This window comes from Amycolatopsis sp. WAC 01376, assembly GCF_003947415.1.
Classification (GTDB): domain Bacteria; phylum Actinomycetota; class Actinomycetes; order Mycobacteriales; family Pseudonocardiaceae; genus Amycolatopsis.
In genome coordinates this window covers 620,815-641,686 of record NZ_QHKL01000002.1, presented here as the reverse complement: position 1 = coordinate 641,686, position 20,872 = coordinate 620,815, and the positions used below count along the sequence as shown (strand labels likewise).

Genomic DNA, 20,872 nt, shown 5'->3' with positions numbered 1-20,872 from the left:
AGGCGGAACTCACCGCGGCCCGGCCCGCACCTTGTCTTACGGCTTCAAACACGCGAGTTACGGCTTCAAGCACGCGAGATGCGGTTAGAAACACGCGAGATCCGGCTGGAATCACCAACGCTGGACAGTAGGCGAAGCCACGTGGGTGTCTGACGGCGGTCGTGAGCGGCAAGGACAGTTCTCTTGAGAGGTAAGGAAAGGTGCCGTGCCGTCGAGCGAGGCGTTCACCGGTCCGTGAGGGCCTCCTTGCCTACCCTGAAGGTAGCGAAGGAGGCCCTCACTACCTGGCCCGCTCCGGCCCCGAGCCCTTGTAGTCCGTGAAGGCCTCCTTGAGGGACTCTGGGTCCCTCAAGGAGGCCTTCACGGACCGACCACCTGACACGACTCAAGACGTGCATTGAGGCCTTCGGGCGCTTATCCTCTTACTCGACGGTGGAGGAATTGGGACACGCGACGTCCCAATTCCTCCATCGCCGTTTTGTGCCGGCCGCGAGCATCAGCTGAAGCTGATGACCACGCCGCCACCGTTGCCGGCGGCGTCACCGAGGCCGACGACGCAGGTGATGGCCTTGCAGTCCACCGCGCCGTAGCTGCTGCCGTCGGGCAGCACGCCGGTGAAGTTCTTCTGCACGGTGACCGAGGCCGAGATCTTCCCGGCCGCGTCAGCGACCAGCGACTGCTGCGAAGGGCTGCAAGGGAACTGCCCCGCCGCGTCCTGGGCGCACTCGCCGACGCGATAGGTACCGCCCGGCGTGAGGCCGGTTCCGACCACCTGGACCACCGCACCGTCCGAGAGCCCCGACGACGGCGTGACCGTGACGGCCGCCGCGGCGGAGGCACCAGGGGCGACGACGGCCAGGAGGCCGAGAGCGGCGATGGCGGAACCGGCGAACTTGGCGACAAGCTTTGCGGACACAGTAATCACTCCGATTCATTGACAGGGATTTTCCGACTTCACCAGGCGCGGGTTCCGTTACCCCCGGCGTCCTGGTAACAACGTTACGATCATCGGACCTAGATCGTCAACGATTTCTTCGAGCAGTTTTCGAGTAGGCCGAAAGAAAAAAGGTGCAATAAACTCACGCGCTTCGTGCGTAATTCATATGCCGCGGGCAAGCCAGGAGAAGAAGGCGCGAGTGCGCGCACGGGAACCTGATTCAGTGACCTCTGCGACCTCTTCCAGCTCCGATTTCCTGTTCGGTGGCGCGCCAGAAAGGCACGCCGCCTATACCGCGCTGCGCGAAACCGGCCCGGTCCGGAGGATCACGCTCTCCTCCGGCACCAGCGGCTGGCTGGTCAGCGGCTACGCCGAAGTCCGCCAGGCCCTCGCGCATCCGGGGCTGAGCGGGCGCACCGGCGTCGTCGGCGACCGGCGTGGGCTGTCCGAGGACGTCCGGCTCGGCATGAACACGCATATGCTGAACCTCGATCCGCCGGATCACACCCGGCTCAGAAAGCTGGTGTCCGCCGCGTTCACCGTGCGCCGGATCGCCCAGCTGCGCCCCAGGATCGAGGCCATCACAGCGGAACTCCTCGACGCCGTGGCCGACTTCGACGAGGTCGATCTGATCAAGGCGCTCGCGCTGCCGCTGCCGATCCGCGTCCTCACCGAGATGCTCGGCGTACCCGAGGACGAGGCCGGCGCCTTCCACGGCTGGACCGAGATCCTCACCGCCAGCGCGCTCCCCGTCGACGAACTCGACGCGGCGGCCGCCGAAATGCTGCGCTATGTCAGGAAACTCCTCGCCGAGAAGCGCGAGAACCCCGGCACGGACCTGCTTTCGGCGCTCGTCACGGTGCACGACGGCGAAGACCGGCTGACCGAGCACGAGCTGACGTCGATGGTCTTCCTCCTGCTCATCGCCGGGCACGAGACCACCGTGCACCTCATCGGCAACGCCACTCTCGCCCTGCTCGAGAACCCGGCGCAGCTCGCCGCGTTGCGCGCGAATCCGGACGGGATGCCCGCCGCGGTCGAGGAGTTCCTGCGCTACGAAAGCCCGGTACACGCGGCGATGCGTTACTCCACCGAGGAAGTCGAGCTCGGCGGAGTGACGATCCCGGCACGGTCGCTGGTCATCGTGTCATTGCTGGCCGCGAACCGCGACCCCGCCCGTTTCCCCGGCGCGGACGCACTGGAGCTCGACCGCGCGGACAATCCGCAGCTCGCCTTCGGACACGGCATCCACCACTGCCTCGGCGCGCCGATGGCCAGGCTCGAAGGCGGAATCGCGCTCGCCGCCCTGCTCACGCGGTTCCCGAATCTGCGCGAAGCCGTTCCCACGGAAAGTCTCCGCTGGCGCGTCAGCATGGTGATGCACGGCCTCGAAGCGCTTCCCGTCCGGCTTCGCTGACAATTGTCCTCAAAGGACACTTCGCCGGTGAACCCGGGCGGCGAACGCGCAGGCTGGGATAAGACGTGACCGAAACCGCGGTGCGACACTTTCGGAGACGATCACGAATTCGCGGTGCGTATCTCACGTCCGTGAGCCGCGTCATCTCCTATTCCTGGGAAGGGAGTAGAACGTGTCCCAAGACCTAGGCACCCCGGTCACGAGCACCCCGCCGCGGGGCGCTGCCCCGCCCGCGCGGACGCCGAAGAAGAAGACCAAGACGGGGTTGTCCGCACTGGCGGCCAAACGCATCGCCGTCCTGAGCGCACTCGTCGCCGGCGTCGCCTACGGGTGGGGTATCGGCGGGAACGCCGCACACTACGCCTACGCCGCCGCGGTTCGCAGCATGTCCCAGAACTGGCACAACTTCCTTTACGGCGCTTACGATCCCGCCGGGTTCATGAGTGTCGACAAGGCACCCGGCGCGCTCTGGTTGCAGGCGCTCTCCGTCCGCGTCTTCGGCTACGAGACGTGGGCGCTGCTGTTGCCCGGCGTCATCGCGGGCGGTGTCTCGGTGTTCGTCCTGTTCGTGCTCGTGCGCCGCTGGGCCGGGCACGCGCCGGCGGCACTGGCCGCCGTCCTGCTCGCCGCGACGCCGATCACGGTCGCGGCCACCCGGGTCAACCTGCCCGACTCGACGCTGATCCTGACGCTGCTCGTCGCGACCTACGCCTTCTGGCGGGCGCTGGAGAAGGCGTCGCCGCGCTGGCTGCTGCTGACCGCGGCGCTCGTCGGCGTCGGCTTCCACATCAAGCTCGCCATGGCGCTGGCCATCCTGCCGGTGCTCGGCATCGTCTACCTCGTCGCCGCGCCGACCTCGGCGGGACGCCGGGTGCTGCACTTGCTCGGCGCCGGTACGGTCACCGCCGCGGTGTCGTCGATCTGGATGCTCATCGTGTCGTTCACGCCCGCGGGCTCCCGCCCGTACATGGACGGCAGTACCTCGAACTCAGTGTGGCAGATGGTCTGGTCCTACAACCTCTTCGACCGCACGGACGCCGCGAAGGCGGGGAACTCGGCCGAACTGCCCGTCCTGCCCGACGGCAAGGTCACGCCGGTCGACCAGGGCGGCGACACCGGCGTGTTCCGGCTGTTCAACGACCTGATCGGCGGCCAGATCTCGTGGCTGCTGCCGCTGGCGCTGCTGCTGCTCGTCGTCGGCCTGGTCGCCGCGGGCCGTGCTCCGCGCACCGACAAGCAGCGCGCGGGCTGGCTGCTGTGGGGCGGCTGGCTCGTCCTCTTCGCCGGCGCGCTCAGCTTCTCGCAGAGCATCCACCCGTACTACACGAGCATCCTGGCACCGGCCATCGCCGCGATCGCCGGCGTGGGCCTGCACTTCGCCTGGACGACCCGCCGTCACCCGTGGGTATTGCCGGTCGGGCTGCTCGCCACCGGCGCCTGGGCGTTCGTGCTGATGAGCCGTTCCGGCGACTACTTGCCGTGGCTGCGGCCTGTCGTCGCGGTCGCGGCCGTTCTCGCCGCGGTGCTGGTCCTCGTGCGTCGCACGGGGAAGTTCGCCATCGTGACCGGGGCCGTGGCCGGGGTCGCGCTGCTGGCCGGGCCGGTCGCCTGGGCGGCGCCCGCCTTCCAGCCGCCGACGGATCCGCGTACGGCGATGTTCCAGAACTTCAACCCGCTCGCGGGGCCGAATCCGAACGCGCTCTCCACCGGCATCGACCTGACGAAGTTCATGGCGGGCGGCCCGAAGCCCGGCGCGGCAGGCGGACAGCCCATGCCGTTGCCCCCGCCGATCATGTTCCAGATGATGCCGTCGGACGCCGATCAGAAGCTCCTCGGTTTCCTCAAGGCCAACGACCGCGGCGAGCGTTTCGACCTGGCGACCTTCGGCGGCACCGGCGCCTCGCCCTACATCCGGGCGGGCCTGTCCGTGATGCCGATGGGCGGCTTCGTCGGCACCATGCCGATGCCGACCGCCGCCGGTCTCGCCGAAGCCGTCCAAAGTGGACAGGTGCGGTTCGTGCTGTTCGGCGGATTCGCCTACGACAGCCCGACCGCGCTCGCCCGCAAGGACTGGGTGGTGCGCAACTGCACCCGCGTCCCGCCGCCCGCCTACACCGCGAACCCGTGGATGGGCTTCACCTCCGCCCTGTTCGACTGCAAACCGGGAGCGTGATGCCCGATGACGGCTGAACTCACCGCGGCACCCCGCCTCGCCCCGGGGAGCCGCACGACGGCGACCGTCGAGATCGTCATCCCGGTGCTCAACGAGGAACGTGCCCTGCACGGCTGCATCACCACGCTGAGCGCGTTCCTCGGCGACGGCTTCCCGTTTCCCTGGTCGATCACCATCGCCGACAACGGCAGCACCGACCGGACCTGGGAGATCGCCACCGAACTGGCCGAACGGAACCCGCGTATCTCCGCGCGGCGGGTGCCGGTCCGCGGCCGGGGCGCGGCGATCAAGGCGACGTGGGGAGCCAGCACCGCCGACATCGTCGCCTACATGGACGTCGATCTCTCGACCGGGCTCGAGAGCCTGCTTCCCCTGATCGCGCCACTGGTCAGCGGGCATTGCGAGATCACCATCGGGACCCGGCTCGGCCGCGGCTCGCGGATCCGCCGCAGCCTCAAACGCGAGATCGTCTCCCGCACCTACAACGCGATCACGCGGCATGTGTTCGGGCTGCGCAGCACCGACACGTCCGCCGGCTTCAAGGCGGCCAGGCGCGACGCCGTGGCCGAGCTGCTGGAAGCGGTCGAGGACGACCACTGGTTCTTCGACACCGAAATGCTGATGCTGGCCGAGCACAACGGCCTGCGGGTGCACGAGGTGCCGCTGGATTGGGTCGAGGACATCGATTCGCGGGTCAAGGTCACGCAGACCGCGATGGGGAACCTGAAGGGCCTGGTCCGCGTGGGCCGGGCGATCGCCGCCGGGAAAGGACGGGTGAACGTGCCGGAGATCCCGCAGTTGCGCGCCACCCATCCCGACGCCGTGCTCGCCGAACCACGGGCCGCGACCTTGGCGAAATTCCTGGGCTTCGCGGTCATCGGCGTCATCTCGACAGTGCTCTACACCCTCCTGTATCTCCCCTTGCGCGTACCGCTGACGCCGGCGGGGGCGAACCTGGTCGCGCTCGTACTCGTCGGGGTGGCCAACACCGAGGCGAACCGGCGCTGGACGTTCAACCGCGGCGGCGGGCACCGGCTCGGGTTGCACACCCGCGCCGCGATCCTGTTCGCCACCACGTATCTGCTGACCACGGCGGCCGTGACCGGGCTGCACCTGATCGCCCCGGGCTCCGGGCCGGTCGTCGAACTGCTCGTGCTCATCGTCGCCTACGGGCTGATGACGCTGCTGCGGTTCGTGGCCCTCGACCGCTGGGTCTTCGCCCAGCACCGGAAGGAGCGCCGGTGAAGACGGCGGACGTCACGCGTATCACCGAGATGGAGGACCACCACTGGTGGTTCCGGGAAAAGCGGCACCTGCTCGCCGACGAGCTGAACCGGCTCGGCCCGCCCGGCCGCGCGCTCGACATCGGCGCGGCGGGCGGCGGCAACACGCGGGTGCTGCGCTCGCGCGGCTGGGACGTCGTCGCCACGGACTACGACGAGAACGCCGTCGAAATCGCGCGCTCACGCGGTCTCGACGCGATCCACGCCGACGCCCGTGACCTGCCCCTGCCGTCTTCGTCGTTCGATCTGGTGGTGGCGTTCGAAATCCTCGAGCACATCCAGGAAGACGACCAGGCCGCGGCGGAACTGTTCCGGGTGCTGCGGCCCGGCGGCTCCGCGCTGATCAGCGTCCCGTCCGGAATGGACCTGTGGTCGGCGCACGACGTAGCGGTGCACCACGTGCGCCGCTACGACCGGGCTTCGCTGCGGAAGGTCATCGAGGACGCCGGCTTCGTCGTCGACGAACTGTGGAGCTGGAACGTCCTGCTCCGTCCGGTGGTGGCGCTGCGGCGGCGTTCGGCCCGCGGGAACGAACTCAACGAGCACACGCCCTGGCTGGTCAACCGCGCCCTGACCGCGATCGTCACGGCGGAGCGATACCTCCCGACGCGCTCGCGGCGGGGTGTCTCGCTGATCCTGAAGGTCCACAAGCCTTAGCGGTACATGAAGGCCCCCTTCCTTGCGCCTGGCGCAAGGAAGGGGGCCTTCATGTACTTGGCCGGTGGTGCGGCAGCTCCGCAGTCCGTGAAGGACTCCTTGAGGGACTCTGGGTCCCTCAAGGAGTCCTTCACGGAACGGCCGCCCTACCAGCCACACGACGCGCGTGAAGACCCCCTTCCCTCGGCTGAGCCGAGGGAAGGGGGCCTTCACGCGCAGAGAGCGGACCTAGGCCGCGCGGAGGCCGGCCGGGGGGACGTCCCAGGCGGTGCCGCGGTGCTCGAGGTACCAGTCCACCGTCTTCGTCATGCCCTCCTCCAGCGTGACCAGCGATTCCGGCTGGATGCCGACGGAGAGCAGCGTCGAAACGTCGGCCGTGACCGGGGTGTTCGGCGTCTCGCCCGGGCGCATGGGCAGGTCGGTGATGCCGACCCGCGGATAGCCGCGCTGCTCGCACAGGCCGATGACGAGCTCCGCGACCTCGCGGATCGTCACCGAATCGGCGGGCCCGATCTCGACCGTGTTCTCCAGCACCCGCCCCTCGGCGGCGACCTCCAAAGAGGACACCAGGGTGCGGGCGACGTCGCCGACCCACACCATGTCCGAGATCTGCCGTCCACCGCCGTAGAGCTCCACCGGGATGCCGGACAGCGCCCGGCAGACAAGCGCCGGGGTGATCTTGCGGACCTTGCCCGCGGCGAACGGCGGCGCGGCCTTCTGGCGCGGGCCGTAGGCGTTGACCGCGCGGACGCAGTTCACGCGGGTGCCGCGGTCGGCGTTGAACATGCGGACGAACCGCTCGACCGTGGTCTTCGAAATCGAGTAACTGTTGTTCATCCAGTGGTTGCCGACGCAGATGTACACGCCGGGCAGGTCGTACTGGGCGACGGCCTCGAGGAAGTTCAGGCCGCCCATGACGTTGGTCTCCACCGCGGGACGCGGATTGGTGATCGTCTCCTGGGTGCCCAGCACGGCGGCCAGGTGGATGATCCCGTCGCAATGCGCGGCGAGTTCGGTCAGTGCCGTCGCGTCACGGATGTCGCCCAGCATGACCTCCCACGGCCCGCCGTCCCCCTCGCCACGATGGTCGAACACGACCGGCGTGTGTCCTCTCGCGGCGAGTTCCTCGCAGACGTACTGCCCGATGAACCCGGTGCCACCGGTAACACCAACCTTCATTTTAGCCACCTTTGCCCGATAGGCTGGGAATTCCAGGACTTTTCCTTTTCGCAGAATCCCATCGGCGAGTTCGCCTGGACGCCTTCAATACTGCCTCCAAAGGATTCAGCCGAGGAAATTCTTCAGCGCGCCGATGACCTGAGCGGGTTGTTCTTCGGAAAGGTAATGCCCGGCCCCGGCGATCTTGACCACCTGCGGATCGGCCGCCTTGGCGGGTATCACCTGGGTGAAGTACTGGTAATTGAACTCGCCCGCGAGACCGAGCACAGGCACGGTCAGCTTCCCGTACGACGATCCAGCCGCGATGTCCTGGTTGAGCGTCCGGTACCAGCCGTTCCCGGCCCGGACGGCCTCACGCGTTTGGTAGGCACGCGCGTAGACGTTCCGGTCGAAGTCGCTCACCGCCGACGGCGCCACCGAAAGCTGGTCGATCATCGCGTCCACCAGGTACCGCGAGCGACCGGAGACGAGCTGCTCCGGCAGGCCCTGCAGCTGGTTGAACGTCCACCACCACGGCGAGAACTGGCCGGGCCCGCTGGGCAGCAACGGCAGCTGGTAGAGGCTCTTGTCGGGCGCGACCACGTCCATCAGCGCCAGTTTCCCGACCGCCTGCGGGTATTTGATCCCGTAGCTGTGGGCGACCATGGCGCCGATGTCGTGCCCGACGATATCCGCCTTGGCGTACCCGAGCTTGGCGAGCAACGCGTGGATGTCGGCGGCCATCGTCTCCTTGTCGTAGCCAGCCTGCGGCTTCGACGATCCGCCCATCCCGCGGAGGTCGACGGCGATCACGCGGTGGTTCGCGGCCAGCGCCGGCATCACCTTGTGGAATGCCCACCACGTCTGCGGCCAGCCCGGCAGCAGGACCACCGGGCTGCCGGAACCACCGGCGACATAATGCAGCCGGACGCCGTTGACGTCGGCGTGAGAGCTTTCGAATCCGCCCTGCAGCGAACGTGCGAGCGCCGCGTCGGAATGTCTCCAGCTCGTATTCGCGGAGGTTCCCGCCGCCGCGCCCCCCAGCAGTACCACCGCCGCGACCGCGGCCAGCGCGATCATGACCTTCTTGAACCTGCTCATGAATTTCTCTCCCACCGCCAGGGAAATGGTCATCGACACATCAATGATCAGCCGGATGGGCCGAAAGACGCATCTCGATTGTTGCGGAGGAGGAAAAACATTCACGGCCACCGTACCGAAACGGCGATCTCGCGTGACTGAGCGGACGACACACGTGATCAGACGGACGACACACGAGTCGTCCGTCTGATCACGTGTGTCGTCCATCCAGTCACGCGAGATCGCCGGTTCGCGCTAGGGCAGGGTTACGCTGCGCGCGACTCGCTGCCGGAGCGGGGCAGTTCCGTCACGGTCGCCCCCGCCACCGGACGCCGCCGGTTGGCCCGCAGCACCTTGCGCACGACGCTCGGCTTCATCAGCGCGGTCGGCGGGTCGACGAGCCCGGCCACCCGCATGAACGCCGCCGTGATCTCCGGATCGATCGTCGCCGCGTACTGGACCTTCGCCATGTACGCGTTGCCCATCTTGACCTTCAGCGTCCGCTTTCCCTCCACACCGGGGAAGTCCAGGTCACCACTGGTCGAGATGTCCCACGGGTCGTTGACGACTTTGCCGATCTCGCGCAGGAATCGCCGCGAGTCCGGTTCGGACCGGCGGCGGAGGTGTTCACGCAGCGCGATCGCCTCCATCGACGCGACCGTCATACCCTGGCCGTACACCGGGTTGAAGCTGCAGAACGCGTCACCGAGCACGAACAGCCGCTCCGGGAACCGCTTGAGCCGTTCGTATCGCCGCCGCAGGCTCGCCGGGAACTTGAACGTCACCGGCTCGATCAGCGGTTGCGCGTCCTTCACCGCTTCGTAGATCTCCTTGGCGGGCAACGACTTCACGTAGTCGAGGTAGCCGCGTGCGTCGGTCGGCGGATGGTCGCCGAGAAGGCCGGTCAGCGAAAGGATGCACTCGTCTTCGTTGACCTGCCCGAAGAACGCGCCCCGCGGATGCGCGGGCGAGGCGACCGGGTTGATCGACTGCCAGCCGCCGAACATCTCCGGCCGCTTGCGGAACATGCGGGTGGTGTAGGCCAGCCCGACCTTCACGCGCTCCTCGGCCGGCCGTTCGAAGCCCAGTTCCTCCAGCCAGACCGGCGTGCGCGTACCTCGTCCGGAGGCATCGACGACCAGGTCCGCGCCGAGGCGTTCCTCCGGCGAGCCGTCCCTCGCCTGCACGCGGACCCCGATGATCCGTTTGCCCTCACGCGTGGCGAGCAGGCCGTGGACGTCGGTGCGTTCGCGGTAGGTGACGTTCGGCAGTGCCGCCGTGCGCAGCCGCAGATGGTGCTCCAGCACCGGGCGCAACGCCGTGATCGACGGCAGCCCGCTGTCGGCGGGCATGACCTGCTTCCCGTTGAAGTACCACTTCATCCGCGCGAGATCGCCGACCGGGACGCCGGAGTCCCGCAGGTCGTCGAGCAGGTTCGGGAACAGTTCCTCGAGGATGAAGTAGCCGCGCGCGTGCAGCCCGTGCGCGTGCCAGGTGTGCGGGGTCCCGCGCCGCGGTTTGTCCACGCCGAGCACCTCGTCGCGGTCCACGACCACGACCTCGCGATAGAACTCGGAAAGCACTCTCGCCGCCAGGGTGCCGGCGACACTGCCGCCGATCACCACCGCGCGTTTGCCGACGGGTTCGTTCATGACCATGGCTCCTTGGTGCTCAGGCCGCGAGGTCGCCGGACGCGGGCGGAGCCTGGCCGATCGTGGCGGTGGGGGCGAGAGGTCCGGCCGTCTTGACGCGCCGCGCGGTGCGCAGCACGCCGACCACGAGGCTCGGCCGCATCAACGCGGTCGGCGGGTCGACCAGGCCCGCGGCCCGGAAGAACGCTTCGGTGAACCGGCCGTCGACGGTCGCCGCGGAGTGCAGCTTCGCCATGTACGCGTTGCCCATCTTGACCTTCAGCGGACGCGGGCCCTCGACACCGGGGAACGCGAGGTCGCCGCCCGCCGAGATGTCCCACGGCACGTCGATGATCGGGCTGATCTCCTTGAAGAACCGCAGCGGCCGCACGCCACCGGCGTCGAGATGCGTGGCGAGCTGGGCGGCCTCCATGGCCGCGACCGTCATGCCCTGGCCGTACACCGGGTTGAACGCGCAGACGCCGTCCCCGATCACCAGCATGCCTTCGGGGAAGCGGCGCAGCTTGTCGAACCGGCGGCGGACGCTGGCGGGCACCTTGAAGCTGGTGATCTCGCTGATCGGCTTCGCGGTGCGCACGGCCTGGTGGATCTCGGGCGCGTCCAGCGTCTTGGCGAACCGGAGGAAACCCTCGGCGTCACGCGGCGGGTGGTCGCCGAGCAGGCCGGTCTGCGACAGCAGGGCGACGTTCCCCGGCAGGTTCACGAAGAAGGCGCCGCGCGGGTTCGCGGGCGAGGCGACCGGGTTGATCGCCAGGTCGTCGCCGAACGGGTCGGTGTCCAGTTCGAACAGCCGCGAGGTGTAGGCGAGATCGATCTTGATCTTCTCCTCGGCGGGCCGCTCGTAGCCGAGTTCCTCCAGCCACACCGACGAACGGCTGCCGCGGCCGGTGGCGTCGACGAGCAGGTCGGCGAGGATCGTCTCGGGTTCGGCGTCGTCACCGGTCACCCGCACACCGACGATCCGCGAGTGGTCGTCGGTGGCGACCAGCGACTGGATCACCGTGCGCTCGCGGACCTCCATATTCGGCAGCGCGACGACGCGCGCCCGGACGTGCTCTTCGAGCTCCGGCCGGGTCGCGGACACACTGAGCAGCCCGGAGTTCTTCTGCCGCAGGCGTTTGCCGTTGAAGTACCAGCGCAGGCTGCCGGAGAGGTCGCCGCTGGGGATACCGTTGTCGGTCAGCTCCGCTTGCAGGCCGGGAAAGAGGTCTTCGAGGATCTGCTGGCCGCGGGCGAGCAGCGCGTGCGCGTGATGCGCCTGCGGTACGCCGCGGCGGGTCCCGGCGACGCCGACGATCGTGTCACGCTCGACGATCACGACGGAGCGGTAGCGTTCCGAAAGTACGCGGGCGGTCAGCAGGCCGGCCATGCCGCCGCCGAGCACGACGGCGCGTTCGCCAAGGTATTCGCCCATCGCGGGATTCCTCCAATAGGGTAGTCGGCCGGGCCGTCGGAGTCCGACACGTGAAGAATCGTCGTCCGACGGCGGCCGGCGAGCGTCTCTTCGACTGCTGTTCCCCAAAGCGTTGTGCGGCAACGTGTTCTCGAGCGGCTCTCCATTCCCGGTTGTTAGCGTCGATCAAGTAATTCCGGCTGTCGGCGTAGTTGGAGAGGTGTCATGCGCGCAAAGACCCGGATCCTCGTGATCGGCGGCGGACCGGCGGGTTCGACCGCTGCCGGGCTTCTGGCCAAAGAGGGATTCGAAGTCACCCTTCTCGAGCGGGAACATTTCCCGCGCTACCACATCGGCGAATCGCTGTTGCCCTCGTGCCGCCCGATCCTCGAGCGCCTCGGCGTCTGGGACAAGATCGCCGCGGCCGGATTCCAGCCCAAGGGCGGCGCCTACTACTTCTGGGGACCCGAAGAGTGGGAGGTGCGCTTCCGGCCGCACGGCCGTGACGGCAGCACCAGCGCGTGGCAGGTCATCCGCGCCGATTTCGACAAGATCCTGCTCGACCACGCGCGCGAGGTCGGCGTCGAGGTCCACGAAGGCATCGCGGTGAAGAAGCTCGACTTCGACGGCGACCGCCCGGTCGCGGCGCACTGGGCCGAGGCGAAGAACCCGGCCAACGCCGGCCGGATCGAGTTCGACTACCTCGTCGACGCTTCCGGCCGCGGCGGCGTGATGGCCACCAAGTACCTGAAGAACCGCAAGTTCCACAACGTGTTCCGCAACGTCGCCGCCTGGTCGTACTGGAAGGACGCGAAGGAACTCGACCGCGGGCCGCGTGGCGCGATCACCGTCGCCTCGGTCGGCGACGGCTGGTTCTGGGGGATCCCGCTGCCCGACGGCACGATGAGCGTCGGACTGGTCACCGGCAAGGACTCGTTCAATGCCGCGCGCAACGAACTCGGCGGCGTGGATCCGGTGTACCACAAGGCGATCGGCGACTGCCCGGCGATACAGCAGCTGCTGGTCGAGGCCGAGCAGGTCACCGAGGTCAAGGTGGAGCAGGACTATTCGTACGCGGCCGAGCAGTTCCAGGGCCCCGGTTACCTGCTCGCCGGCGACGCCGCCTGCTTCCTCGACCCCTTGCTGTCGACCGGTGTGCACCTGGGCACCTACAGCGCGCTGATCGGCACCGCCGCGATCAGCAGCGTCATCCGCGGTGAGATCGGCGAAACCGAGGCTTGGGACTTCTACGAGGTCGTGTACCGCCGCGCCTACGAGCGGCTGCTGGTGCTGGTGTCCACCTTCTACGAGAGCTACCGCGGCAAGGAGCACCACTTCTTCCGCGCACAGCAACTGTCCGAAAAGGACTGGGCGGGCATGGACGTGCAGGCCGCGTTCGACCGGTTCGTCACCGGCATCGCCGATCTCGAGGACACCGAGGACGTCTACCGCCGGATCCAGGGCCACCTGCTCGGCGAGGAGAGCGGCAAGCACAACCCGCTGGACAACCTCAACCGCGTCCACGAGCACAAACAGGCGCCGGAGAAGCCCGAAAAGGCGATCAACGGGCTGTACCTGAGCTATGAGCCGCAGATCGGCATCCGGCGCGCGTGAGCGCCGCCACTCCTCCACCGGCCTAGGGAAAGGGTCCTCATGTCAGCCACGCTTCACGGTATGCCCGAGCGGTTCGACGTCATCGTCATCGGTGGCGGCCCGGCGGGCGCGACCTGCGCCGCTCTCCTCGCGAAGGAGGGGCGTACGGTCCTGGTCCTCGAGCGCGAACGGTTTCCCCGCTACCACATCGGCGAATCGCTGATCCCGGTCGGGATGCGCCCGCTGCAGGAGCTCGACCTGCTCGAGCGCATGGAGGCCCGCGGCTTCGAACGCAAGTACGGCGGCAGCCTGGTGTGGGGGAACCGGGACGTGCCATGGAACTTCTCGTTCATGAAGGCCGCGGAAGGCACCTACGCGTATCACACCCGCCGCGCCGACCTGGACACGCTGATCCTCGACCGCGCCCGCGAACTCGGCGCGTACGTCGTGGAGGAGACGACGGTCAAGGACGTGCTCCAGTCCGACACCGGCCGGGTCACCGGCGTCCGGTTCACCCTGCGCGGTTCGGCGGGCGACTACGAGGCCAGCGCCTCGCTGGTCGTCGACGCGTCCGGCCAGTCCCGCGTGATCGGCCGGAAGTTCAGCGACATCACCTGGCACAACGAGCTCCGCAACGTCGCGGTCTGGACCTACTACGACAACTGCGACCGGCTGCCCGGTGACGAGTGGACCAACATCCTCATCGAAGGCACCGCCGACGGATGGTTCTGGGGAATCCCGATCGACAAGGGCACGATGAGTGTCGGCTACGTGACCAAGTCGGACCTCGCCAACGCGGACGACCAGTCGCTGGAACAGCTCTTCCTGAGCGAGCGGGACAAGACCACCCGGCTCAAGGGACTGCTGGCCAACGCCCGTCAGCACGCGGGATACCGGACGGCGCGGGACTGGTCCTACACCAACGAAACCTTCTACGGCGACGGCTGGGTGCTCGTCGGTGACGCCGCCGCGTTCGTCGACCCGCTGTTCTCCACCGGTGTCGCGCTCGCGACGCTGGCGGGCAGTTCACTGTCCAAAGTGGTCCACCAGATCCTGGAACACCCGGCCATCGAGGAGAAGGCGCTCGACCGATACGCCGGGAACTACCGCGCCTTCTTCGACGAGATCCGTAACTTCGTCGAGCGCTTCTACGACCGGACCAAGTACAAGGAGTACTACTACGACCTCGCACAGGAGGTCGTGGACCCGGAGCAGCTCCACGCGCCGAGTGTCGACTTCGTCACGCTGGTCTCCGGACTGTCGGGCAAACATCCGCTGTTGAAGATCAGTCTCGACGACCTGATCGCGAACGTCACCGAACCCTGAGCGGGGAGCTGAATGGTGGAGAGCAAACCCCGCACCGGCTACCGGGCGCTGGGTGTCTACATAGGACTGGTCGTGGTGCCCGTCGTGGTCGCGATCATCCTGCTGACCCAAGGCGACGACGGTGACATCGTCGCCACGGCGAAGACGTCCTCCGGGCCGACGCTGGCGCAACTGCTGCTGGCGATCGCCGTGGTGGTCGGCGCCTGCAAGGTGGCAGGCTGGCTGGCCCAGCGGATCGGGCAGCCCGCGGTGATCGGCGAGATCACCGCGGGCGTCCTGCTCGGTCCGTCGGTGCTCGGCGCGCTGTGGCCTTCGGGCGCGGCCGTGCTGATCCCGCCGTCGGTGGTGCCGCAGCTCAACGTCGTGGCACAACTCGGCGTGATCTTCTTCGTCTTCCTCGCCGGGCTGGAACTGAACACCCGGCTGCTACGCGGGCGCGGTCGGCTCGCACTGGTCGTCAGCCACGTCAGCATCGCGCTGCCGTTCCTGCTCGGCGTCGGGCTCGCCATGCTCGCCTACACCCGGTTCGCCCCGCCCGGCGGCGGATTCCTGCCGTTCGCGCTCTTCTTCGGCGTGTCGATGAGCATCACGGCGTTGCCGGTGCTGGTGCGGATCCTGCACGAGATCGGGCTCTTCCGCAGCGAGATCGGCGTGGTGACACTGACCTGCGCGGTGGTCGACGACGTGACCGCGTGGAGCCTGCTGGCGCTGGTGATCGCGCTGACCACCGCGTCTTCGCTGTTCGGAGTGGTACTGACGGTCTTGCTGACGGCGGCGTTCGTCGCACTGCTCGGCCTGGTCGTCCGGCCGTTGCTGCGGAAGCTCGTGACGCGGGTTCCGGTGGCGAGCCTGCAGAAGGCCGCGCCGCTTTCGGTGGTCGGCGTGCTGGTGTGCGCGATGGCGACCGAGTGGATCGGCGTGCACGCGATGTTCGGCGCGTTCGTGTTCGGCGTGGTCTTCCCCAGGGACAATCCGATCGCGACCTGGCTGCACGACAAGGCCGGTGGGCTGACGACGGCGTTGATGCTGCCGCTGTTCTTCGCCTACAGCGGGTTGCGCACCGACATCGGCCTGCTTTCCGGCGGCGGCGCGTGGCTCTGGTGCGGCGCGATCCTGCTGGTGGCCGTCGCCGGCAAGTTCGGCGGCTCGGCGCTGGCCGCGCGTGCGGTCGGCGAGAACTGGAACCGCTCACTGCAGGTGGGCGCGTTGATGAACTGCCGCGGCCTGACCGAACTGGTCGTCCTCAACATCGGGCTCGACCTCGGCGTGCTGTCCCCGACGCTGTTCACCATGCTGGTGATCATGGCGCTGATCTCGACCGCGATGGCGGCGCCGATGGCGACCTGGTTCGCCCGGCGCGACGGCCAGAACGTGGTGCCTTTCCTCGACCGCACCTCCGAACGTGCGGCAGCTTGACGCACCGGCAAGCAGGAAGACGCGACGCCTTCCGGCCGCTGCGAAGCTGAAACAGTCGACGATCTAGGAGGTCAAGGTGTCGAGCACCGATGTTCCGACGCGGGAGGAACTGGTTCGCCGCGTGGCCGAACTCGCCCCCGCACTGAAGAAGCACTCGAACTGGCAGGAACAGAACCGGCGGGTGCACGAGGAGTCCATCGAGGCACTGGCCGACGCCGGCGTCTTCAAACTGCGCCGCCCCCAGCGTTACGGCGGCTACGAAGCCGACACCCGGACCCTGGTCGACGTCGCCACCGAGATCGGCCGCGCCGACGGCTCCACCTCCTGGGTGGCCTCGGTGTACTGGATCCCGACCTGGATGGCCTGCCAGTTCCCGGAGGCCGTGCAGGACGAGGTGTTCGCCACCCCGGACGTCCGCGTCTGCGGCACGCTGAGCCCGACCGCGATGGCCGCGCCGGTCGACGGCGGGGTCGTGGTGAACGGAAAATGGGGTTTCATCAGCGGGGCACTGCACGCGCAGTGGCAGGAGATCATCGCGATCCTCGTGCCGCCGGAGGGCGAGCCGTACCCGATCATGGCGCTGGTGCCGATCTCGGATCTGCTGATCGTGGACGACTGGGACACCTCGGGCCTGCGCGGCACCGGCAGCGTGTCGACGGTGGCGCAGGACGTCTTCATTCCGGCTGAGCGGGTGCTCCCCCTGCCCGCGGTGCTGGAAGGTCAGGGCGCCGGTTCGGCCTCGATCTACCGGGCGCCGCTGCTTCCGGTCGCCTCGGCGTCCTCGGTGGGAACACTGGTGGGGATGGCGAAGGGCGCGCAGGACACCTTCCTCAAGCGTCTGCCGGACCGCAAGATCACTTACACGGCCTACGATTCGCAGCGCGAAGCCCCGATCACGCACCACCAGGTCGCCGAGTCGGCGCTGAAGATCGACGAGGCCGAATTCCACGCGCATCGTCTGTCGACTTTGGTCGACCGGAAGGTCGCGGACGGCACGCCGTGGAAACTCGAGGAACGCGCGATCGCGCGGGCCGACCTCGGCGCCGTGGTCCGCCTCGCCAAGGAAGGCATCGACATCCTGGCCGGTGCTTCCGGCGGTTCGTCGGTGTACCAAGGCATCCCGATCCAGCGCATCGCCCGCGACGTCGCCGCGGTCAACCTCCACGCGCTGATGCACCCCAACACCAACACCGAGCTGTACGGCCGCGTGCTCTGCGGGCTCGAGCCCAACACCCTTTACATCTAGGAGGATCCGCCGATGACCACGACCGAAACCGGCACCGCCGCCGACCAGGCGGCGATCGCGGCACTGACCCAGAAGGTGATCGCCGCGTGGGCCTACCACGACGCCGATTCCTTCGCCGGCGTCTTCACCGAAGACGGCACGATGATCCTTCCCGGCGTCTACAAGAAGGGCCGCGACGAGATCCGGTCGTTCCTCGTGGAATCGTTCGAAGGCAACTACAAGGGCACCCAGGTCACCGGGCGTCCGCTGGAGATCCGGTTCTTCACCCCGGACTCCGGCGTCCTGATCACCCAGGGCGGCGTGCTCGGCCCCGGCGAGACCGAGGTCGCCGACTCCCAGTCGATCCGTGCCTCGTGGACGGTCGTCAAACGGGACGGCGGCTGGCAGCTGGCGTCCTATCAGAACACCCCGGCCAAGCAGCAGCTGCCCAAACCGGGCACGGCCGCCTGACCCTCCCCACGCCGAACCCGGGCCTCCCCTCCTCTGGGCCCGGGTTCGGCCCTTTCCCGGGTCCGGCGGGCCGGCAGGCCGTGAGGGCCTCCTTCACTACCTTCAGGGTAGGGAAGGAGGCCCTCACGGACTTCTGGACGTGACGGGCGGCCTGGCTGGCTGGCTGGCTGGCTGGCGACACCCCAGCCTTGCCCTTACCCCACCGAAGTCCGTGATCAGAGGCGTAACTCGCGTGATTGGAGACGTAACTCGCGTGCTTGGAGGCGGAACTCTCGCCACCAGGTGTCATCCGGCCGGAGACACGCGAGTTACGTCTCCAGACACGCGAGTTACGCCTCTGATCACGCGAGTTACGGCCTCCTACCCGATGGCGAAGACCTCGACCGGGTGCGGAATGCGAACGTGCCCCGCGGAGAGCGTCCCCAGCTCACCGACGGCGTCGAGCAGCTCCGCGCGGCTCGTCCCGCCGTGCCACGGCTGGTGCCGGGCGAAGGTCAGGAACTCGAGAAGACGGTGCGCCGGCTCGGAAACCGGCACCGCGATCTCCGCGCCCACGGTGACGGACCGGAACTCGAAGCCGAACCGCGCCAGTTCCTCCGCGAGCGTCTGCGCGAAGAGCGGACGCGAGACGCCTTGCCGTGCGAGGGATTCCGCGAAGGGACCGTTCAGCCGGTTCAGCGGGGTCACCGCCACGATCAGGACCCGATGGCGGTTGCGGGCCTCCTTCAGCACGGCCATGCCGTCGTCGGCGTCGAGATAGCACAGCGACTGGACGAACAAGCCATACTCGGTCGGCGCGATCCGGAGGTCGGCGACGTCGGCCATGCTAGCCGTGAGCACGCGGTGGCCACGCACCTTCGGCAGTCCGGTCAGCTCCGTGCGCAGCCGTGCCACCGCTTCGCCGTTGGTGTCGACACCCTGGAACCACACCGTTCTCCGCGGCACCCGCGCGATCAGCTCCAGTTCGAACATGCCGAACCCGCAGCCGTACGACGTGAGTTCGAGATCGTCGCCCGCGCCGATCAGTCTCGATGTCTCCTCGACCATCAGCCGCTGCTGATCGGTCAGGCTCCGGAAGGTGGCATTGCAGGTGTTGTAATCCAGTTCGTCCATCAGCGCTCCCCGGTCCAGGCCGCCGAAACACCGAAGCCGTGGCGCGCAGGCGTCACGGCTTCGGTGTTCGAGCGACGAATACTCAGATCCGCTTCTTCAAGGCACGTACCGAAAGTGCCCCGAACACGATCGCGATCACGGCCGCCCAGATGAGCGACCAGACCACCGCCGAGGTGACCCCGACACCACCGTTCATCAGGCCGCGGCACGCCTTGAGCAGAATCGCCACCGGGCTGACCTCCGCGAACGCCTGGAGCCATGACGGCATCGACTCGACCGGCGCGAACACCCCGCTGACGAAGTTCAGCGGCAGGATCACCGCGAACGCGAACACCTGGACCTTCTCCGCCTGGTCGGCGGCGACGCCCACCAGCGTGGGCACCCACGAGAACGCGATCGCGAACACCAGCAGCAGCAACCCGGCCGCCAGCACGCCGAGGAATCCCTTCTCCGGCCGGAAACCGAGCAGCAGCCCGACACCGACCACCAACAGCACGGACCAGACCTGCTTGAACTGGTCGCCGATGATCCGCCCGGCCAGCGGCGCCCAGCGCGCGATGGGCAGCGAACGGAACCGGTCGAACACGCCCTGGGACAGGTCGGTGTTGAGGCCGATGCCCACGTTGATGGTCGCGAACAGCATGCTCATCACCAGCATGCCCGGGATCATGAACTGCAGGTACGCGTGCCGGTCCCCGGAGATCGCGCCACCGAAGACGAACGTGAACAGCAGGGTGAAGATGATCGGCTGGAAGCTGATGTCGGCCAGCTGTTTCGGCTCGTGCTTGACCGAAACCGTGCTTCGCCAGGCGAGGGTGAACATCTGCGAGATGCCCTGGAAGAACCCGACCCTGGCCGACAACTGCCTCGTCGGCAGCGTCGTGGTCGCGGCGGTCATCGGACCTCCTCCTCGGTCTCTTCGGTGGTCTCCTCGGCCGGACGCCCGGTCAGGCTCAGGAACACCTCGTCCAGGCTGGAGCTGCGCAGGGACAGCTCGCCGATGACGATGCCCGCCTCCTCCAGCCGCCGGACCGCGCCGGGCAACGCCGCCGGGTCGGTGACCGGGACGCTGACGACCTGGCCCGAGATGTCCGGCGTCACGCCGGCGATCTCGCCGATCAGCCGCACGACCTTCTCGAGGTCGGCGGGCTGGGCGCCGCGCACCGTGAGGCGCTGGGCGCCGGTGCTGGCCTTGAGCTCGTCCGGGGTGCCCTTGGCGATCACCTTGCCGTGGTCGACGACCACGATCTCGTCGACGAGGTCGTCGGCCTCTTCGAGGTACTGCGTGGTCAGCAGCACCGTGACGCCGTCGGCGACCAGGCCGCGCACGACGTCCCACAGCTCGAGCCTGCTGCGCGGGTCGAGGCCGGTGGTGGGTTCGTCCAGGAACAGCAGGCGCGCGTCGCCGACCAGGCTGGCGGCCAGATCGAGCCGGCGGCGCATACCGCCCGAGTAGCCCTTGGCTGCCCGTCCGCCCGCCTCGGTGAGGGAGAACCGCTCCAGGAGCTCATGCGCGCGGGCCTTGGCCGCCCGCCGCGAAAAGCCGAGCAGCCGCCCGATCAGCAGCAGGTTCTCCACGCCGGTCAGGCTTTCGTCGACCGAGGCGTACTGCCCGGTCAGTCCGATCAGCTGCCGCACCTGGTGGGCGTCTTTTTCGATGTCGTAGCCGGCCACGGTGGCGTGGCCCTCGTCCGGTGTCACCAGTGTGGACAGGATCCGGACCGTGGTGGTCTTACCGGCGCCGTTCGGGCCGAGGACCCCGAGCACGGTACCCGTGCGGACGGTCAAGTCGACCCCGTCGAGCGCGGTCGTCTCGCCGAACCGTTTCACCAGCCCCTCGGCGTGGATCGCGAATTCCGTCTCGATCCCCCGCGGCTCCGGGCCGGCCCTCGACGCGGTCGCGGGTTCGACGTTCTGCAACATGACGCACTACCTTCCTGTTCCTCACTACGGAGACACTCTCGTGCGGTTACATCAT

17 protein-coding genes are annotated in these 20,872 nt (G+C 68.2%); 9 read left to right on the top strand and 8 right to left on the bottom strand.

What is annotated here, in order from left to right:
- Window positions 1-496: 496 nt before the first annotated feature.
- Window positions 497-916 carry an enediyne antibiotic chromoprotein gene (locus DMH03_RS12250; RefSeq protein WP_125792117.1) on the bottom strand — a complete coding sequence of 140 codons (420 nt, stop codon included), beginning with the start codon at window positions 914-916 and terminating at the stop codon, window positions 497-499.
- A 244-nt stretch (window positions 917-1,160) separates the two neighbouring features.
- On the opposite strand from DMH03_RS12250, the gene DMH03_RS12245 reads away from it, so the two are divergent.
- The 4 genes from DMH03_RS12245 to DMH03_RS12230 all read left to right on the top strand — a co-directional run bounded on the left by DMH03_RS12245 (window position 1,161) and on the right by DMH03_RS12230 (window position 6,467).
- The gene (locus DMH03_RS12245; RefSeq protein WP_125792116.1) at window positions 1,161-2,354 is read left to right on the top strand and encodes a cytochrome P450; all 1,194 of its coding nucleotides are present in this window, start codon (window positions 1,161-1,163) and stop codon (window positions 2,352-2,354) included.
- Between the two features lie 172 nt (window positions 2,355-2,526).
- The gene (locus DMH03_RS12240; RefSeq protein ID WP_125792115.1) at window positions 2,527-4,527 is read left to right on the top strand and encodes a glycosyltransferase family 39 protein; all 2,001 of its coding nucleotides are present in this window, start codon (window positions 2,527-2,529) and stop codon (window positions 4,525-4,527) included.
- A 6-nt stretch (window positions 4,528-4,533) separates the two neighbouring features.
- Entirely contained in the window at window positions 4,534-5,772 is a 1,239-nt protein-coding gene (locus tag DMH03_RS12235; protein WP_125792114.1) for a glycosyltransferase, read from the top strand.
- Window positions 5,769-6,467, top strand: a complete 699-nt coding sequence (locus DMH03_RS12230) for a bifunctional 2-polyprenyl-6-hydroxyphenol methylase/3-demethylubiquinol 3-O-methyltransferase UbiG (RefSeq protein ID WP_125792113.1) — start codon at window positions 5,769-5,771, stop codon at window positions 6,465-6,467. The genes DMH03_RS12235 and DMH03_RS12230 overlap by 4 nt, the downstream gene beginning before the upstream one ends.
- 228 nt (window positions 6,468-6,695) lie before the next feature.
- Here DMH03_RS12230 and DMH03_RS12225 read toward each other — a convergent pair whose 3' ends face one another.
- The 4 genes from DMH03_RS12225 to DMH03_RS12210 all read right to left on the bottom strand — a co-directional run bounded on the left by DMH03_RS12225 (window position 6,696) and on the right by DMH03_RS12210 (window position 11,771).
- Entirely contained in the window at window positions 6,696-7,646 is a 951-nt protein-coding gene (locus DMH03_RS12225) for an NAD(P)-dependent oxidoreductase (RefSeq protein ID WP_125792112.1), read from the bottom strand.
- 105 nt (window positions 7,647-7,751) lie between these two features.
- Complete coding sequence (locus DMH03_RS12220; RefSeq protein ID WP_233611469.1) at window positions 7,752-8,726, bottom strand: alpha/beta fold hydrolase; 975 nt, start codon at window positions 8,724-8,726, stop codon at window positions 7,752-7,754.
- A gap of 245 nt (window positions 8,727-8,971) precedes the next feature.
- Complete coding sequence (locus DMH03_RS12215) at window positions 8,972-10,357, bottom strand: NAD(P)/FAD-dependent oxidoreductase (protein ID WP_199748845.1); 1,386 nt, start codon at window positions 10,355-10,357, stop codon at window positions 8,972-8,974.
- 19 nt (window positions 10,358-10,376) lie between these two features.
- Window positions 10,377-11,771, bottom strand: a complete 1,395-nt coding sequence (locus DMH03_RS12210) for an NAD(P)/FAD-dependent oxidoreductase (protein WP_125792109.1) — start codon at window positions 11,769-11,771, stop codon at window positions 10,377-10,379.
- Window positions 11,772-11,975: 204 nt separating this feature from the next.
- Here DMH03_RS12210 and DMH03_RS12205 point away from each other — a divergent pair, with 204 nt between their 5' ends.
- The 5 genes from DMH03_RS12205 to DMH03_RS12185 all read left to right on the top strand — a co-directional run bounded on the left by DMH03_RS12205 (window position 11,976) and on the right by DMH03_RS12185 (window position 17,781).
- Window positions 11,976-13,364 carry an NAD(P)/FAD-dependent oxidoreductase gene (locus tag DMH03_RS12205; RefSeq protein ID WP_125792108.1) on the top strand — a complete coding sequence of 463 codons (1,389 nt, stop codon included), beginning with the start codon at window positions 11,976-11,978 and terminating at the stop codon, window positions 13,362-13,364.
- A gap of 60 nt (window positions 13,365-13,424) precedes the next feature.
- Window positions 13,425-14,669, top strand: a complete 1,245-nt coding sequence (locus DMH03_RS12200; protein WP_233611467.1) for an NAD(P)/FAD-dependent oxidoreductase — start codon at window positions 13,425-13,427, stop codon at window positions 14,667-14,669.
- A gap of 12 nt (window positions 14,670-14,681) precedes the next feature.
- Window positions 14,682-16,085, top strand: a complete 1,404-nt coding sequence (locus DMH03_RS12195) for a cation:proton antiporter (RefSeq protein ID WP_125792106.1) — start codon at window positions 14,682-14,684, stop codon at window positions 16,083-16,085.
- A 76-nt stretch (window positions 16,086-16,161) separates the two neighbouring features.
- On the top strand, window positions 16,162-17,331 hold the full coding sequence (locus DMH03_RS12190) for an acyl-CoA dehydrogenase family protein (protein WP_125792105.1): 1,170 nt from the start codon (window positions 16,162-16,164) through the stop codon (window positions 17,329-17,331).
- Between the two features lie 12 nt (window positions 17,332-17,343).
- Complete coding sequence (locus tag DMH03_RS12185; RefSeq protein WP_125785201.1) at window positions 17,344-17,781, top strand: SgcJ/EcaC family oxidoreductase; 438 nt, start codon at window positions 17,344-17,346, stop codon at window positions 17,779-17,781.
- Window positions 17,782-18,141: 360 nt separating this feature from the next.
- Here the strand turns inward: DMH03_RS12185 and DMH03_RS12180 are convergent, their stop codons facing one another.
- The 3 genes from DMH03_RS12180 to DMH03_RS12170 all read right to left on the bottom strand — a co-directional run bounded on the left by DMH03_RS12180 (window position 18,142) and on the right by DMH03_RS12170 (window position 20,817).
- Entirely contained in the window at window positions 18,142-18,894 is a 753-nt protein-coding gene (locus DMH03_RS12180; protein ID WP_125792104.1) for a class I SAM-dependent methyltransferase, read from the bottom strand.
- 82 nt (window positions 18,895-18,976) lie between these two features.
- Window positions 18,977-19,792 carry an ABC transporter permease gene (locus DMH03_RS12175; RefSeq protein ID WP_125792103.1) on the bottom strand — a complete coding sequence of 272 codons (816 nt, stop codon included), beginning with the start codon at window positions 19,790-19,792 and terminating at the stop codon, window positions 18,977-18,979.
- Window positions 19,789-20,817: an ATP-binding cassette domain-containing protein gene (locus DMH03_RS12170; protein WP_125792102.1), complete on the bottom strand. Its 1,029-nt coding sequence runs from the start codon at window positions 20,815-20,817 to the stop codon at window positions 19,789-19,791. The genes DMH03_RS12175 and DMH03_RS12170 overlap by 4 nt, the downstream gene beginning before the upstream one ends.
- Window positions 20,818-20,872: the final 55 nt, after the last annotated feature.